The organism is Achromobacter colocynthidis, assembly GCF_057334535.1.
Genome location: NZ_JBHFIZ010000024.1, coordinates 327,994 through 342,585, shown reverse-complemented (window position 1 = coordinate 342,585; position 14,592 = coordinate 327,994). Strand labels below are relative to the sequence as shown.

At 67.1% G+C, this 14,592-nt stretch carries 13 protein-coding genes and 1 pseudogene; 6 read left to right on the top strand and 8 right to left on the bottom strand.

Annotated elements, in window-relative coordinates:
• Positions 1 to 17: 17 nt before the first annotated feature.
• Entirely contained in the window at positions 18 to 1,316 is a 1,299-nt protein-coding gene (locus tag ACE04A_RS10230; RefSeq protein ID WP_448715900.1) for a fimbria/pilus outer membrane usher protein, read from the bottom strand.
• A gap of 227 nt (positions 1,317 to 1,543) precedes the next feature.
• On the opposite strand from ACE04A_RS10230, the gene ACE04A_RS10225 reads away from it, so the two are divergent.
• The 5 genes and pseudogenes from ACE04A_RS10225 (at position 1,544) to ACE04A_RS10205 (ending at position 7,088) form a co-directional block, all read left to right on the top strand.
• Positions 1,544 to 2,245, top strand: coding sequence for a response regulator (locus tag ACE04A_RS10225; protein ID WP_448715901.1), 702 nt, complete (start codon positions 1,544 to 1,546; stop codon positions 2,243 to 2,245).
• On the top strand, positions 2,245 to 3,849 hold the full coding sequence (locus tag ACE04A_RS10220; RefSeq protein ID WP_448715902.1) for a sensor histidine kinase: 1,605 nt from the start codon (positions 2,245 to 2,247) through the stop codon (positions 3,847 to 3,849). The genes ACE04A_RS10225 and ACE04A_RS10220 overlap by 1 nt, the downstream gene beginning before the upstream one ends.
• A 53-nt stretch (positions 3,850 to 3,902) precedes the next feature.
• Positions 3,903 to 4,976: a Holliday junction branch migration DNA helicase RuvB gene (ruvB, locus tag ACE04A_RS10215; RefSeq protein ID WP_100852941.1), complete on the top strand. Its 1,074-nt coding sequence runs from the start codon at positions 3,903 to 3,905 to the stop codon at positions 4,974 to 4,976.
• Between the two features lie 90 nt (positions 4,977 to 5,066).
• Positions 5,067 to 6,026: pseudogene (locus tag ACE04A_RS10210) on the top strand (threo-3-hydroxy-L-aspartate ammonia-lyase); the annotation flags it as partial.
• Between the two features lie 135 nt (positions 6,027 to 6,161).
• Positions 6,162 to 7,088 carry a complex I NDUFA9 subunit family protein gene (locus tag ACE04A_RS10205; RefSeq protein WP_448715903.1) on the top strand — a complete coding sequence of 309 codons (927 nt, stop codon included), beginning with the start codon at positions 6,162 to 6,164 and terminating at the stop codon, positions 7,086 to 7,088.
• Here the strand turns inward: ACE04A_RS10205 and ruvA are convergent.
• The 6 genes from ruvA to ACE04A_RS10175 form a co-directional block, all read right to left on the bottom strand.
• Complete coding sequence (gene ruvA / locus ACE04A_RS10200) at positions 7,085 to 7,657, bottom strand: Holliday junction branch migration protein RuvA (protein WP_100852938.1); 573 nt, start codon at positions 7,655 to 7,657, stop codon at positions 7,085 to 7,087. The genes ACE04A_RS10205 and ruvA overlap by 4 nt on opposite strands.
• 140 nt (positions 7,658 to 7,797) lie before the next feature.
• On the bottom strand, positions 7,798 to 8,346 hold the full coding sequence (ruvC, locus tag ACE04A_RS10195) for a crossover junction endodeoxyribonuclease RuvC (RefSeq protein ID WP_448715904.1): 549 nt from the start codon (positions 8,344 to 8,346) through the stop codon (positions 7,798 to 7,800).
• A complete protein-coding gene (purH, locus tag ACE04A_RS10190) occupies positions 8,346 to 9,935 on the bottom strand; it encodes a bifunctional phosphoribosylaminoimidazolecarboxamide formyltransferase/IMP cyclohydrolase (protein WP_100852936.1) in 1,590 nt (529 codons plus the stop codon). The genes ruvC and purH overlap by 1 nt, the downstream gene beginning before the upstream one ends.
• A 106-nt stretch (positions 9,936 to 10,041) precedes the next feature.
• Entirely contained in the window at positions 10,042 to 10,281 is a 240-nt protein-coding gene (locus ACE04A_RS10185; RefSeq protein ID WP_006217670.1) for a helix-turn-helix domain-containing protein, read from the bottom strand.
• Positions 10,282 to 10,317: 36 nt separating this feature from the next.
• Positions 10,318 to 11,343 (bottom strand): tRNA dihydrouridine synthase DusB, encoded by a 1,026-nt coding sequence (gene dusB, locus ACE04A_RS10180; RefSeq protein WP_259252663.1) that lies wholly within the window; start codon positions 11,341 to 11,343, stop codon positions 10,318 to 10,320.
• A 152-nt stretch (positions 11,344 to 11,495) separates the two neighbouring features.
• Positions 11,496 to 12,665, bottom strand: coding sequence for a UbiH/UbiF/VisC/COQ6 family ubiquinone biosynthesis hydroxylase (locus ACE04A_RS10175; protein WP_485820082.1), 1,170 nt, complete (start codon positions 12,663 to 12,665; stop codon positions 11,496 to 11,498).
• 90 nt (positions 12,666 to 12,755) lie between these two features.
• Between ACE04A_RS10175 and ACE04A_RS10170 the strand changes: the two genes are divergently transcribed.
• On the top strand, positions 12,756 to 13,220 hold the full coding sequence (locus ACE04A_RS10170; RefSeq protein ID WP_448718681.1) for a TM2 domain-containing protein: 465 nt from the start codon (positions 12,756 to 12,758) through the stop codon (positions 13,218 to 13,220).
• A 7-nt stretch (positions 13,221 to 13,227) separates the two neighbouring features.
• On the opposite strand, the gene ACE04A_RS10165 is transcribed toward ACE04A_RS10170, so the two are convergent.
• Positions 13,228 to 14,571 carry an aminopeptidase P N-terminal domain-containing protein gene (locus tag ACE04A_RS10165; RefSeq protein WP_448718680.1) on the bottom strand — a complete coding sequence of 448 codons (1,344 nt, stop codon included), beginning with the start codon at positions 14,569 to 14,571 and terminating at the stop codon, positions 13,228 to 13,230.
• Positions 14,572 to 14,592: the final 21 nt, after the last annotated feature.

The window sequence follows — 14,592 nt, the reverse complement described above, 5'->3', positions numbered from 1 at the left end:
GCCGGCCTACTGGCTCACTACCAGCTCAACCACGTGCCGCGCATGAAGGTGTCCACGGGCATGCTGAGGTTCGCGCGCCATTCGTAGTTGCCCGACACGATGTCGCGGTCGGCGCCCACCGCCAGTTGCACCTTGGGCGCCACGAACATGCTGTGCGACAGGCCCACGCGCTGCTCGGCAAGGGTCGAGCCCTCGCGCAGCCCCGAATAGGTGCCGCTGAAGGTGCCCCAGCCGGTGATGGGCACGCCCGCCGACAGCGTGTTGCGCGTCTGCGGCGCCGAGGCCACGCCGCCGGAGTAGGTGGACAGGTCGCCGAACCCCGCGCCGATCTGTTCGTTGGTGTAGCCCAGGTTGACGATGTCGGCCACGTCCACGTTGTAGCCGAAGCGGTAGCGCCAGGCGTTGGAAGCGTCAAACGAGCTTTGCGTGGCGCCCGCCTGGAACGTGCCGTATTCGCCCGCCGCATAGGTCGTGCCCATGCCGCGCGTGGTCAGCGCGGGCGCGCTCTGCATCTGGCCTTCCAGCGTAAGCGCCGGCGTCAGCCCGTACCGCACGCTGCCGGAGCCCACCGACGCGCCGTAATCCACCGCGCCCGCCCGCGCGGTGGGATCCATCAGGTTCAGCTTGCCGACCGACGACGAGTAGCCGAAGCTGCCTTCCGGCACGGTGGCGGCCGAGCCGGCCCAGTTGGAAATCTGCACTCCGCCCACCGGCGCGCTGCTGCCCCAGACGGGCGCATTGGCGTTGATATTGCCCACGGTCAGCGACGGGCCAGCTGTGTTCCGGTATACCCAGTTGCGGTCGCCACCGTAGCGCAGGCCGTCCTGGCCGCTGACCGACGCGAACCAGGGGCGGGTCGGGCGCGATACGCCCGAGATCACCACCACGGGCACGCGCGGGATGTCGCCGTCTTCCAAGGCGAAGGAATAGTCGGGCGTGTCCTCAACAACCGCCGCAGGGGTGTTCTCGCATTCCAGCGGGATGTCTTCGCTGCTTCCCGACAGGCTGGATCCCAGTCCGGGGATCAAACCGTAGCTCTCGCCCTCGTCTTCGCCCCCGCGCACGCTGGTGTCCATGGCGGGTTCGGCAACTTCCAGACCGCACAGGGGCGGGTCCAGGGGAACGGCGCGCGAAGCGATCGACGGCGCCGGGCGCACGGGAATAGGCTGCACCGGCGACAGCACGCCGATGCCGCGTGCCATCAGCACCGGCGCACCCGGTGCGGGCGACGTGACAGAAGAGGGGGACGCATCAAGCGTGTCGGCAAACGCGGCCGACAGTGGGCAAACCACCCCCGCCGTCAGCGCCGCGTGCAACAACCGTCTGCGCCAGATTGCAGGGGCGACCATAAAAATCAGTGTAAAGAGGGGACGCTGCCGTAGCTGTAAACGATTTTTAGTAAACCGGACCAGCGGCAAGACCAAGGGCATCATTTTAGGACCGATCACGCGCGCGACAAGACACCGTACATCATGCAACAGCTCTATTTCAGTTGATTTCTTGCCCCTTGCGGTTGGACGCGCCGCGCCGCACTATGGCGTCCATGGACAATCCTCATACCAAGCTGCTGGTCGTTGACGACGACCCGGCCCTGCGTCAGTTGCTGGCCGACTACCTGAATCGGCACGGCTACGACACCTTGCTGGCGCCGGACGCCACCGACCTGTCGACGCGCATCACCCGCTACGCCCCCGACCTGCTCGTGCTGGACCGCATGCTGCCCGGCGGTGACGGCGCCGCCGCATGTCGCCGCCTGCGCGAGCAAGGCGAAGACATCCCCGTCATTCTGCTGACCGCGCGCGACGAGGCCGTGGATCGCATCATCGGTCTGGAAGCAGGCGCCGACGATTACGTCGGCAAGCCGTTTGACCCGCGTGAGCTGCTGGCCCGCATTGAAGCCGTGTTGCGCCGCAAGCGCGGCCCGTCCGCCTTGACCAAGGACGCGCCGGTCACCTTCGGCCCGTTCCTGTTCGACCCGTCCACCCGGCAGTTGTCGCGCGATGGCACGGTGGTCAAGCTGACGGGGGGCGAGATCAATTTGCTGGAAGCCCTGGTGCGCAACGCGGGCAAGCCGCTGTCGCGGGAACGCCTGCTGGCGCTTGCGCGCGACGATGACTCCGGCGAACGCAACGACCGCGCCATCGACATCGCCATCCTGCGCTTGCGCCGCGTGATCGAAGACGACCCGAAACAGCCGCGCTGGATCCAGACCGTTTGGGGCATTGGCTACCGGTTCTCGCCCTGATGCGTTTTCTTGCCCGCTTCCTGGTGCCGCGCTCGCTGCGGGCGCGCTTGATTCTGCTGATCCTGGGTTCCGTCCTGCTGACGCAAGCGGCCACGCTGGTGACGGTGTCTTACTTCCGGCACAAGTTCATGGAAGACGTGGCCATCGGCTACATCGTCACCACCATCCGCACCCTGCGCGCCGCCTTGTCCGAAGTGCCCGCCGAGGACCGCGCGGATTTCGTGCGCACGGCGTCTCAGAACCAATGGCGCCTGTGGTCGCGCGTGCTGCCTGCCGAAGCCAAGCTGCAACGCTTCAATGGCCGGCGTCCGCCGCCGCCGCCCCGCGCCGCGCCCCGGCAGCCACCCCCGCCGCCTTCGGACGCCCGGCCTGGCGACATGCCGCCGCCCCCGCCGGACGGGCATGGCGACGACCGTGGCGACGAGCGCGGCGGCGAGCACGAGGCCGATGCCGACCAGGCTGACACGCGCACCGCCCAGCAACGCGAGGCCGACCGCGCGGCGCACGAAGAGCGCATGCGGCGCCATAACAAGCCCGAGCCCGACGACATCCGCCGCGACCTGAAGGCGCTGGTGCAGTTGCTGAACGAACGGCTGAACGACGGCACCCGCGTGGCCTTGTCGCGTGGCCCCACGCCCGAGATCTTTATCTCGCTGGCGCCCAATTCGGCCAGCGAAGACGTACCGCGCCTGCGGGAATGGCTGGTGATTCCCCTTGAGCGGCTGGACCCGCCCGTGGCCACGCCCTTCATCGCCGCCTGGCTGGGGGGACTGGGCCTGTTGCTGTTGCTGGCCGTGGGTTTCTCCTGGCACATCACGCGGCCCATCACCCGGCTGGCGGACGCCGCTGACCGCTTGGCCGCCGGGCAACCGCAACGCGTGGAACCCTCGGGGCCGCATGAAACCCGCGCCTTGGGCGAACGCTTCAACGCCATGCTGGACGCGCTGGCCGAGTCTGACTCGGTACGCCGCACGCTGCTGTCCGGCTTGCCGCACGATTTGAAAGGGCCGTTGTCGCGCATGTGGCTGCGCATTGAAATGGCCGACGATTCCAAGCTGAAGGAAGGCCTGCGCACCGATCTGCAAGACATGCAGCACATGGTGGACCAGTTCATTGGCTTCGTGCGCGGCACGGATCCGGCCGCCTACCGCTATGCGCCCATCGTGCTGTCCGAATGGTTGGTCGAGCGTGTCGGCGCATGGCATGGCGCCGGTACCGACATCACGCTGAAGTCGGTGGACGACGACGCGCCGCTTGTGGTGCAGGCCGACGCGGTGGCCTTGGGCCGCCTGCTGGACAACCTGATCGGCAACGCGCTGAACCATGGTGCCCCACCGGTAGACGTCAGCCTGCGTCGCGAAGCGCGCGAGGCGGTGCTGGATGTGGCGGACCACGGCCCCGGTATCGTGCCCGAACGTCGCCAGGAGGCGCTACGCCCGTTCAGCCGCTTGGACGATGCGCGCACGCGCACCGGCAGCGTGGGGCTGGGCCTGGCGCTGGCCGAGGCCATTGCGCGCGCGCACGGCGGTTCGCTGGAGCTTCGCCAGGCGGAATCCGGCGGCCTGTGCGTGCGGGTAAGGCTGCCGCTTTCGGAAAACGCATAGCCCCACCATACGGTACGATGCATCCTGCTTCGTCCCTTGTCGTTTTCCGCACCATGGCCATCCAGTCCGATTCCCTTTCCTCTCGTCCCGACGCCCCCCGCATTGTGGCGCCGCAGCCGGTATCGCCCAACGAGGAATCGATCGAGCGCGCCTTGCGGCCCAAGGCGTTGCAGGAATATGTGGGCCAGCAGCGCGCACGCGAGCAGCTTGAAATCTTCATCGCCGCGGCGCGCAAGCGCGGCGAAGCCCTGGACCACGTGCTGCTCTTCGGCCCGCCTGGGCTGGGCAAGACCACGCTGGCCCACATCATTGCGCACGAAATGGGCGTGCAACTACGCCAGACTTCCGGCCCCGTGCTGGAACGCCCGGGCGACCTGGCCGCGTTGCTGACCAACCTGGAAAAGAACGATGTGCTGTTCATCGACGAAATCCACCGCCTGTCGCCCGTGGTTGAAGAAATTCTCTATCCGGCGCTGGAAGATTTCCAGATCGACATCCTGATCGGCGAAGGCCCGGCCGCGCGCAGCGTCAAGCTGGACCTGCAGCCGTTCACGCTGGTGGGCGCCACCACGCGGGCGGGCATGCTGACTAACCCGCTGCGCGACCGCTTCGGCATCGTGTCGCGGCTCGAGTTCTACAACGCCACGGACCTTGGCCATATCGTGACGCGCAGCGCGGGCTTGCTCAACGCCGTCATCACGCCCGACGGCGCGGCGGAAGTGGCGCGCCGCGCGCGCGGCACCCCGCGTATCGCCAACCGCTTGCTGCGTCGCGTGCGCGACTACGCCGAGGTCAAGGCCAGCGGCACCATTGATGCCGACGTCGCCGGCCGCGCGTTGGCGATGCTGGAAGTCGACCCCCAGGGCCTGGACCTGATGGACCGCAAGCTGCTGGAAGCCATCATCCACAAGTTCGATGGAGGCCCGGTGGGCGTGGACAGCCTGGCGGCCGCGATCGGCGAAGAGCGCGACACCATCGAAGACGTGATCGAGCCCTACCTGATCCAGCACGGCTATCTGCAACGCACGCCGCGCGGCCGCACCGCCACGCTGTCCACCTGGCGCCATCTGGGCCTGGCGCCTCCCGCTGGCGCGGCCACCGGCACCGGCGAACTCTTCAACAAGTAGGCGGGTTGGGTCGCGGGCGCGGCGCGATCGGCGTGGCGGGTTTATGATCCTTGGGTTTCGACATCCCCGCTATCAAAGGACCGGATTCCCATGCTGCCCGAACTGCCTACCTATGATGACGTCGTGCGCGCCAGCGAGCGCCTGGCCGGCAACGCCCACCGCACGCCCGTCTTGACCTCGGCCACGGCCGACGCCATCAGCGGCGCGTCGATCTTCTTCAAGTGCGAGAACTTCCAGCGCATGGGCGCCTTCAAGTTCCGAGGCGGCTACAACGCCATCGCGCGCCTGACGCCCGAGCAGCGCGCCGCCGGCGTGGTGACGTTCTCGTCGGGCAACCATGCGCAAGCCATTGCGCTGGCCTCCAAGCTGCAGGGCGTGTCGGCCACGATCATCATGCCGCTGGACGCCCCGGCGGCCAAGCGCGCCGCCACCGAAGGCTACGGCGGCAAGATCGTCACCTATGACCGTTACACCGAAGACCGCGAACAGATCGCGCGGCGTATCCAGGCCGAAACCGGGGCCACGCTGATTCCGCCCTACGACCACGAAGACGTGATCACGGGGCAGGGCACGGCGGCCAAGGAATTGTTCGAGGAAGTGGGCGAACTGGACTATCTGTTCGTCTGCCTGGGCGGCGGCGGCCTGTTGTCGGGATCCGCCTTGTCGGCCTTTGCGCTCAGCCCGCGCTGCCTGGTGTACGGCGTTGAGCCCGAAGCCGGCAACGACGGCCAGCAGTCGCTGCGCAAGGGTGAAATCGTCCGAATTCCCGCCCCCAAGACCCTGGCCGATGGCGCCGCCACCACGCACCTGGGTAACCTGACCTTCCCGCTCATCCAGAAATACGTGCGCGATATCGTTACGGTGTCGGACGCCCAACTGGTCACCACCATGAAGTTCTTCGCCGAACGCATGAAGATGGTGGTGGAGCCCACCGGCTGCCTGGCCGCGGCCGCGGTCATGCAGAACGTGGTGCCGGTGCAGGGCGCGCGGGTCGGGGTCATCATCAGCGGCGGCAACGTCGATCTTCCGGCTTACGCCAAGCTGCTGGCGTCCTGCCCCCGCCAGAATGACGCCCATATGACGCGCATCAAGTGGCCCGCACCCCGGGCCGCCGATGCGTGCTTGCGGTTGTTGTCCGTGCAGGGCAGAATCGGGTCTCGATCCTGACGAACAGGGGGCTGCGGCATGCGTATCCTTGTCATCGGCGGCACCGGTTTCATCGGCCGTCACCTGATTGCCCGGCTTTCCGGCGACCTGCACCAGATCATCGTGCCCACCCGCCTGTTGGCGCGCGGCAGCGAACTGCAAGTCCATCCCACCACCACACTGATCCAGACCGACATCCATGACGATGCCGCGCTGGACGAACTGGTCACGGATTGCGACGTGGTGGTGAACCTGGTGGGCATCCTGCACGGCAACGTCGGCAAGCCCTACGGCTCTGATTTTGCGCGCGCGCACGTACATCTGCCGCAGCGCATTGCGCGGGCCTGCCAGCGCCATGGCGTCCGCCGCCTGTTGCACATCAGCGCGCTAGGCGCCGATTCGCAGGGCGACAGCATGTACCAGCGTTCCAAGGGCGATGGCGAAGCCGCCATCAAAAGCGAATTTTCATCCAGCAACGACGGCGGCTGGACCATCTTCCGCCCGTCGGTCATCTTCGGCCCGGACGACAATTTCACCAATATGTTTGCATCACTGGCCCGCTGGCTGCCGGTCTTGCCCTTGGCCGGCGCGCATGCGCGCATGCAGCCGGTGTATGTGGGCGACGTGGTGGCGGCCATGGCGACGGCGCTGGGCGATACCCACACCTGCGGCAAGACGTACGAGCTGGGTGGCCCGCAGATCTACACGCTGGGTGAGATCGCCCGCTTGTGCGCCGCCTGGAGTGGTAACCCGCGGCCCGTGATTCCCGTGCCCATGGGGGTGGGGCGCATGCAGGCGCGCCTGTTCGAATGCATGCCGGGCGAACCGCTGATGTCGCGCGACAACCTGGATTCCTTGCGCCGCGACAACATCTGCGTGGGCCCGATCGCGCCCGAATTGCATGTGGTGCCGACGGGTCTTGAGGCCGTGGCGCCGCGTTATTTGCAGCGCACTACCCAGACCTAGCGCGCCAGTGCCTTGAGCGCCTGCTTGATGCCGTCGGACACGCCCACGCCTTCGGGCAGCGTCTTCAGCGCCGACAGCGATTCCTTTTCCGAATAGCCCAACGCCAGCAGTGCGTTCAGGATGTCTGACTGGTTGTCCGGCGTGGCGTGCGAGGTGGCGCCGATGTCCGCGCCGAGCTTGCCGCGCATTTCCAGCAACAACCGTTCGGCGGTCTTCTTGCCGATGCCCGGCACGCGCGTCAGACGGCCGGTCTCCTGCAAGGTGATGGCTTGCGCCAGGTCGGCCACCGACATGCCGGACAGTACCGACAGCGCTGTGCGCGCGCCGATGCCGCTGACTTTGATCAGCTCGCGAAACGCGCTGCGTTCGCTGGCCGTGCCAAAGCCATAAAGGATGTGCGCGTCTTCACGCACCGTCAGGTGCGTATACAGCGTGACGCGCGCGCCGGTTTCCGGCAGCGAGTACAGCGTGCTCATGGACACGTCGATGTCATACCCCAAGCCGCCCACGTCCACGCAGATGGTGGGAGGCAGCTTTTCGATCAGGGTTCCGGTAATGCGTCCGATCATGGTGATGATGGCCTGGTAGCAATGGCGCGCGCGGAATGCGCGGCGAATGCGGGCATTCTATACGCGCAAGAGTCGGTACGAGGCGGGTAGGGGGTGTCCGGGCGCAGCGCTTGAACGCCGCGCGGCCTGGCGGGCAGGAATCAGCCGATCAACCGGCCGTTGCGCAAGCGCGTCTTGCCGCCCATGCGCAATGCCGTGCCCAGCCGTTCCAGCTTGTCCTGCAAGGGGCCGACGTGCGCGTGGCAGATGGCGCAGGCCAGCGCGTCGGCGGAGTCGGGCGCGGGCACACCGTCCAGCGACAGTAGATGCTGCACCATCATCTGCACCTGCTCCTTGGCGGCGCGGCCGGTGCCCACCACGGCCTTCTTGATCTGCAAGGCGGTGTATTCGTGCACCGCCAGCGAACTGTCCGCCAATGCGCACAGCGCCGCGCCCCGGGCCTGGCCCAGTAGCAGCGTGGATGCGGGGTTGGTGTTCAGAAAGACGATTTCAAGCGCGGCGACATCGGGTTGCGTGTCGCGCGCCACTTCGCGCAGATTGTCCAGAATGACTTTCAGGCGCTCGGCCAGCGTCAGCGCCAGCGGGACCACGATGGTCCCGCTGGCCACATAGCGCAGCCGCGAGCCGTCGGCATCGATCACACCGAAGCCGGTGCGGCGCAAGCCGGGATCGATGCCCAGGACGCGCATCAGTGGCGGAAGTGGCGGGTGCCGGTCAGCACCATGGCGATGCCATGCTCGTCGGCGGCGGCGATGACTTCATCGTCACGCATGCTGCCGCCGGGCTGGATGACGCAGGTTGCGCCCGCCGCCACCACCACGTCCAGGCCGTCGCGGAACGGGAAGAAAGCGTCCGACGCCACGGCCGAACCCTTCAGCGTCAGGCCGGCGTTTTCCGCCTTGATCGACGCAATGCGCGCCGAGTCGATGCGGCTCATCTGGCCGGCGCCCACGCCCAAGGTCATACCGCCGCCCACGAAGACGATGGCGTTGGACTTGACGTACTTGGCAACCTTCCAGGCGAAAGCCAGGTCGTTCATTTCCTGTTCGGTGGGCTGGCGCTTGCTGACCACCTTCAGCGCATCGCGCGGCACGTTGTAGGCGTCCGGGCTTTGCACCAGCCAGCCGCCACCCACGCGCTTGATGTCGAACGCGTTCTGGCCCACGCCCATCGGCACTTCCAGTACGCGCACGTTCTTCTTGGCGGCCAGGATGGCCAGCGCGGCGCCGTCGTAGGCGGGTGCCAGCAGCACTTCCAGGAACTGGGCGCTGACGGCTTCGGCCGTGGCGGCGTCCACCGGACGGTTAAAGGCGATGATGCCGCCGAACGCGGAGGTCGGGTCGGTCTTGAACGCTTGCTGGTAGGCACCCAGCGTGTTGGCCGCCACGGCCACGCCGCAGGGGTTGGCGTGCTTGACGATGACGCAGGCAGGCGCGTCGAAGCTGCGCGCGCATTCCCATGCGGCGTCGGCGTCGGCGATGTTGTTGTAGGACAGTTCCTTGCCCTGCAGTTGGCGGTAGTTGCCCAACAGGCCGGCCGGACGCTGCGCGTCCACATAGAAGGCGGCGGTCTGATGGGGGTTTTCGCCGTAACGCAGCGCCTGCTCTTGCTTGACCTGCAAGGTCAGCGTGCCGGGCCATTCGTTACGCGCCGGCACGGCTTCCTGGGCCGGTTCGGCTTCGGTCAGGCTGGTCAGGTAGGCGGCGATGGCGCCGTCGTAGGCGGCCGTGTGGGCATACACCTTCGAGGCCAGCGCCAGGCGCAGGCCATAAGACGTGCTGCCGTTCTTGTCCATTTCGGCCAGCACGCGCGAATAGTCCACCGGGTCGATCACGACCGTCACGCCACCCGCTTCGGTGCCGTGGTTCTTGGCGGCCGCGCGCAGCATGGCCGGGCCGCCGATGTCGATGTTCTCGACCGCGTCGGCGAACGTGCAATCAGGCTTGGCCACCGTCTCACGGAACGGGTACAGGTTGACCACCAGCATGTCGATGCGATCGATGCCCGCTGCCTTGATGGTGTCCATGTGCTCGGCGCTGTCGCGACGGGCCAGGAGACCGCCGTGAATCTTGGGGTGCAGCGTCTTGACGCGGCCATCCAGAATTTCCGGCGAACCCGTGTGGGCGGCCACTTCGGTGACGGTCAGGCCGGCGTCGGCCAGCAACTTGGCGGTGCCGCCAGTTGACAGCAGGCGCACGCCACGCGCGGCCAGGGCGCGGGCAAATTCAACGATGCCGGTCTTGTCGGACACCGAAAGCAGGGCGGTTTCGATTTTCATGGTGGGGGACGGGAGTCGGGCGGTGCGCCTTTCTCGTTCAGGTCAGGATGGGAAATCGGCGTAGAAGAGGGCGGCGCCCGCCGGGGGGGCTGCCCTCGCGGAAAAGCTATACCTGGATATTGTGCGCCAGCAACTTCTTGCGCAGGGTGTTGCGGGTGATGCCCAGCATTTCAGACGCGCGCGACTGGTTGCCGCCCGATCGCTCCAGCGCCACTTCAAGCACCGGGCGTTCAACGCAGCGCATCACCATGTCCCACATATCGTGGGGCTCGGATTCACCCAAGTCTTCGAAATAGCGCTCCAGGCTGGCGCGCACGCATTCTTCCAGGACATCTTTCTTGCTCATTTGAGTACAGATATTTTTATGTTGGTGTTGAGGCGGTCATGCCGCCAGCAGGGCTTCTGCGACCGGCGCCGGGTGGGGCTCGCCGTCGCGCGAGAGGGTGTCGAACCAATCCGACACCGCCCGCCACTGGTCGCGGGTATTGTCGATCAGGTTCATGCGGGCGCAGAACGAATCCGCGCCCGGCAGGCCGTCCAGATACCAGCCGATATGCTTGCGCGCCGTGCGTACGCCGGTGTGCTCGCCATAGAAGCGGTAATGGTCGTCGAGATGTTCAAGCAACAGCTCGCGCATTTCCCCATGGGAGGGCGGGGCCAGTGATACGCCCGTGCGCAAATAGTGATCGATTTCGCGGAAGATCCAGGGACGGCCCTGTGCCGCCCGGCCGATCATGACCGCGTCGGCGCCAGTGTAATCCAGGACTTGCTTGGCTTTTTCAGGAGAGTCGATATCTCCGTTTGCGATCACGGGGATGCTCAGCTCGGCCTTGACGGCGCGGATAGTGTCATATTCCGCCTCGCCCGTATAGAGGTCGGCGCGGGTTCGGCCGTGCAGCGTCAGGGCGGCGATGCCGGCATTTTCGGCCAGCTTGGCCACGCGCAAGGCGTTGCGGCTATCGCGGTCCCAACCCGTGCGGGTCTTCAAGGTGACCGGCACGCCCAGCGGCGCGCAGGCTGACACCACGGCGTCCAGGATGCGGACGATCAGGTCTTCATGGCGCAGCAGCGCCGACCCCGACGCCACGTTACACACTTTCTTGACCGGGCAGCCCATGTTGATGTCGATGATGCGCGCGCCCTTGCCGGCGTTGAAGACGGCGGCCTCGGCCATCATGGCCGGGTCGGCGCCCGCGATCTGGACCGAAATGGGCGCAATTTCGCCATCGTGGTTCAGGCGGCGCGACGTCTTGACGCTGTCCCACAGCTTGGGGTTGCTGGCAGCCATTTCGGACACGGCATAGCCCGCCCCCAACTTCTTGCAAAGTTGTCGGAATGGACGGTCCGTCACGCCCGCCATGGGCGCGACTAGAACGTTGTTGGGAAGGGTCCACTGGCCTATGCGCATGGTCACATTTTAACCGGCTCGATCAAACCCCCATTTTTCGAGGGCGACAGCTTGGTAACAAGAAGGGAGAAATCAGGCGGATCCGACCCTATTCCTGGGTCCCATTTCAGGGCCGGGTGGCGGGGCCGGATTGTGCTCGGATCGCGCGTGGATCAGGCGCGAAAGCCTTGCAGCAGATGCTGGGCCAGCGGGGCGCGCAACGGCGACGCCAGATCCATTCCCAGCAAGGCCAGCCCGCAGGCATGTTCAACCGGGGCCAGACCGGTCGCGAACACGCGCGGCATCAGGTCGGTCAGGCCCGCGGTGATGGCGCGGTCGACCTGACGGGCCTGGGCAAACTCGGTCAACAGGGAAGTCGGGCTGGACTCGGGCCGGGCCAGCCAGCCGGCCAGCGTCTGGGCCAACCTGGCGGCGTCGCGCAGGCCCAGGTTCAGGCCCTGGCCCGCCACGGGATGCAGCGTCTGGGCGGCGTTGCCGATGGCGGCCACGCGCCCTTGCACCTGGGCGCGGCGGGCGGCCAGCGCCAGCGGAAAAACGGGGCGGGGCGCTTGGCTCGACAATCTGCCCAGGCGGTCGCCAAAGGCGGCGGACAGCGCCGACGAGAACGCCGCGTTGTCCAACGCGGCCAGTTCTTGGGCCCGTTCCGGCGCGCTGCACCAGACCACCGAATAGGCGTCCGGCGTCTGTGGGTGGGGCAGCAGGGCCAGCGGGCCTTCGGAAGTAAAGCGTTCCCAGGCCCAGCCTCGGCGCGGCAGCGTGGCGTGGGCCGTCGTCAGCACGGCATGCTGGCCATAGTCGCGGCGCACGTCGGTGGCGCCCGCGCCGTCAGACTGCACGGCAACTTGGCACAGCAGGGTGCGGTCCCCTTGCGTGATGCGCACCCCGTCGGCGTCCTGGCCTTCGATCAGGGCGCCGGGGCCGGGCAGCACGGTGACGCCACAGGCCGCCACGCGCTCGTCCAACTTGGCGTGCAAACCGGAATAGGCCACCACGCTGCCCAACTGCGGCACGCCGAAATCCGTGTGCTGAATGACGGTGCGGCCCAGACGCCCGCGTTGCGACACATGGATGTTGCGGATATCAGCCGACCGCTCGGGCCAGGCCTGCAACGATTCCAGCAGCACGCGGCTGCCGTGGTTCATGGCCAGCACGCGGGGGTCCGCGGCAGGCACGGCCGCCGCGGGGGTGGCCGGGGCCGGCGCGCTGCCGGCGAGCAGGGCGATGCGCGCCGGGTCCGGCGCCACGCGCGCCAGCATCAGGGCAAGCACGCGGCCCACGGGGCCGGCGCCAAGAATCGCAATGTCGAAGGCGGATGCAGTCATGGCGGGATTTTAACCGTCCACTACAATCCGGCACAGCCAGCGCGGCTAGCCGCGCCTCACCCTTTACGGTTGATCCCGAGGTTGATTCCCATGACGCAGGTTCAGGCTTCACCTTCACTGTCCGCCGCACCCGCCCGACGACCGCGCGGCAAGGTCGCCGTGGGGCTGCTGGCTTGTCTGTTCGGGTGGCTGGGCGCGCACTGGTGGTATCTGGGCCGCCGCTACGCCTGGGCCGTGACACTGCTGGCCGTGGTCAGCCTGTTCTGTGCGTTCCGCTATTACCCCGTCTGGTACGACAACCCCGCCTTCTTCCTGTTGTTCATTCCGATGATCGACGGCTTCATCGAAAGCGCGGTGTTTTCGCTGATGTCCGACGAAAAATTCGACCGGCGCTACAACCCCGGGCAGGGCCGGCCCACGTCCACGGGCTGGGGGCCGGTGCTGGTGGCGCTGATGGCGTGCCTGGTGGGCTCGGTGGTGTCGATGTTCGCCATCGCCATGGTGGTGGTCTACGTCTGGGTGGCCATGGGCTGGCTGGACGGCCTGAAGCTGTAGCCCGCGCCTATTCGCGCATCAATGCCTCGATCTCGCTGGCTTCCACCGGCACGCCGCGCGTGATCAGTTCACAGCCTTCATCCGTAACCAGCGCATCGTCTTCCGTGCGGATACCAATGTTCCAGTAGCTTTCCGGCACGTCGTCCGCCGGACGCACATAAATGCCCGGTTCAATCGTCAGCATCATGCCGCGCTCCAGTGTGCGCCACGGGCGGTCGCCGCCTTGCGCCGGGCCGGGCTGGCGGTAGTCTCCCGCGTCGTGGACGTCCAGGCCCAGCCAGTGGCCGGTGCGGTGCATGTAGAAGCGGCTGTAGTCGCCGGACTCCAGCACGCCGTCAAGTGACCCCTTCAATAATTTCAGGTCCAGCATGCCTTGCGCCAATACGCGCAATGCGGCCTCGTGGCCGTCATTGAACGTGCGCCCGGGCGCGGGCGCGGCCGCGGCGGCTTGCTGGGCGGCCACGGTCAAGTCATACAGCGCGCGCTGCGGGCCGCTGTAGCGTCCGTTCACGGGAAAGGTCCGGGTGATGTCGCTGGCGTAGCTGTCGACTTCACAGCCTGCGTCGATCAGGACCAGGTCACCGTCGCGCAGCACGGCCTCGCCGGCCGGGTAGTGCAGCACGCAGGCATTGGCGCCGGCCGCCACGATGCTGTTGTAGGCCACGGCCTGCGCGCCGTGGCGGCGGAATTCATACAGCAATTCCGCTTCCAGTTCGTACTCGTGCATGCCGGGGCGGGTGACCCGCATGGCGCGCGCGTGCGCACCGGCCGATATCTTGGCGGCGCGCCGCATGGTGGCGATTTCGGCCGGGTCCTTGACCAGGCGCATTTCCGCCAACACCGCGCGGATGTCCTGTTGGCGGACGGGCGGAGCGTGGCCCGCGCGGCCAGCGTCGCGCGCGGCGGCCAGCCAGCGATGCAAGTGCCCATCACTGCGCTTGTCGCCCGCCAGCGGCGCATAAAGCGTGGGATGGTCCAGCATCAGTTTGGGGATCAATTCATCCAGCGCATCGATCGGATGGGCGTCGTCAAAGCCGAAGTAGTCGGCCGCCGCCTCGGGGCCGAACCGCTTGCCTTCCCAGATTTCATGTTCCACATGGCGCGGCCGGCAGAACAGCACCGCGCGGTCCGTGGCGCCCGCGATCAGCACCAGCCAGGCCCCGGGTTCGGTAAAGCCGGTGAGATAGAAAAAGTCGCTGTCGTGGCGGTACGGGAATTCGGCGTCGCGGTTGCGGATGGCTTCGGGGGCGGTCGGCAGGATGGCGATGCCGCCGCCATCGGCGCGCATCCGTTCCATCAGGCGTTGGCGGCGGGCGACGAACGGGGCGATGTCAGCGGGAGGCAGGCTCATGGCGGGCAGGGGCGCGAACCC

Coding starts and splice junctions, on each gene's coding strand:
- ruvC (WP_448715904.1), bottom strand. CDS start 8,346: ATGCGCGTCCTGGGCATCGATCCCGGCTTGCGCCGCACCGGCTTCGGT.
- purH (WP_100852936.1), bottom strand. CDS start 9,935: ATGAAAATCGAAACCGCCCTGCTTTCGGTGTCCGACAAGACCGGCATC.
- ACE04A_RS10175 (WP_485820082.1), bottom strand. CDS start 12,665: ATGACTGCATCCGCCTTCGACATTGCGATTCTTGGCGCCGGCCCCGTG.
- ACE04A_RS10220 (WP_448715902.1), top strand. CDS start 2,245: ATGCGTTTTCTTGCCCGCTTCCTGGTGCCGCGCTCGCTGCGGGCGCGC.
- ruvA (WP_100852938.1), bottom strand. CDS start 7,657: ATGATCGGACGCATTACCGGAACCCTGATCGAAAAGCTGCCTCCCACC.
- ACE04A_RS10170 (WP_448718681.1), top strand. CDS start 12,756: ATGACGCAGGTTCAGGCTTCACCTTCACTGTCCGCCGCACCCGCCCGA.
- ACE04A_RS10165 (WP_448718680.1), bottom strand. CDS start 14,571: ATGAGCCTGCCTCCCGCTGACATCGCCCCGTTCGTCGCCCGCCGCCAA.
- ACE04A_RS10205 (WP_448715903.1), top strand. CDS start 6,162: ATGCGTATCCTTGTCATCGGCGGCACCGGTTTCATCGGCCGTCACCTG.
- ruvB (WP_100852941.1), top strand. CDS start 3,903: ATGGCCATCCAGTCCGATTCCCTTTCCTCTCGTCCCGACGCCCCCCGC.
- ACE04A_RS10185 (WP_006217670.1), bottom strand. CDS start 10,281: ATGAGCAAGAAAGATGTCCTGGAAGAATGCGTGCGCGCCAGCCTGGAG.
- dusB (WP_259252663.1), bottom strand. CDS start 11,343: ATGCGCATAGGCCAGTGGACCCTTCCCAACAACGTTCTAGTCGCGCCC.
- ACE04A_RS10225 (WP_448715901.1), top strand. CDS start 1,544: ATGGACAATCCTCATACCAAGCTGCTGGTCGTTGACGACGACCCGGCC.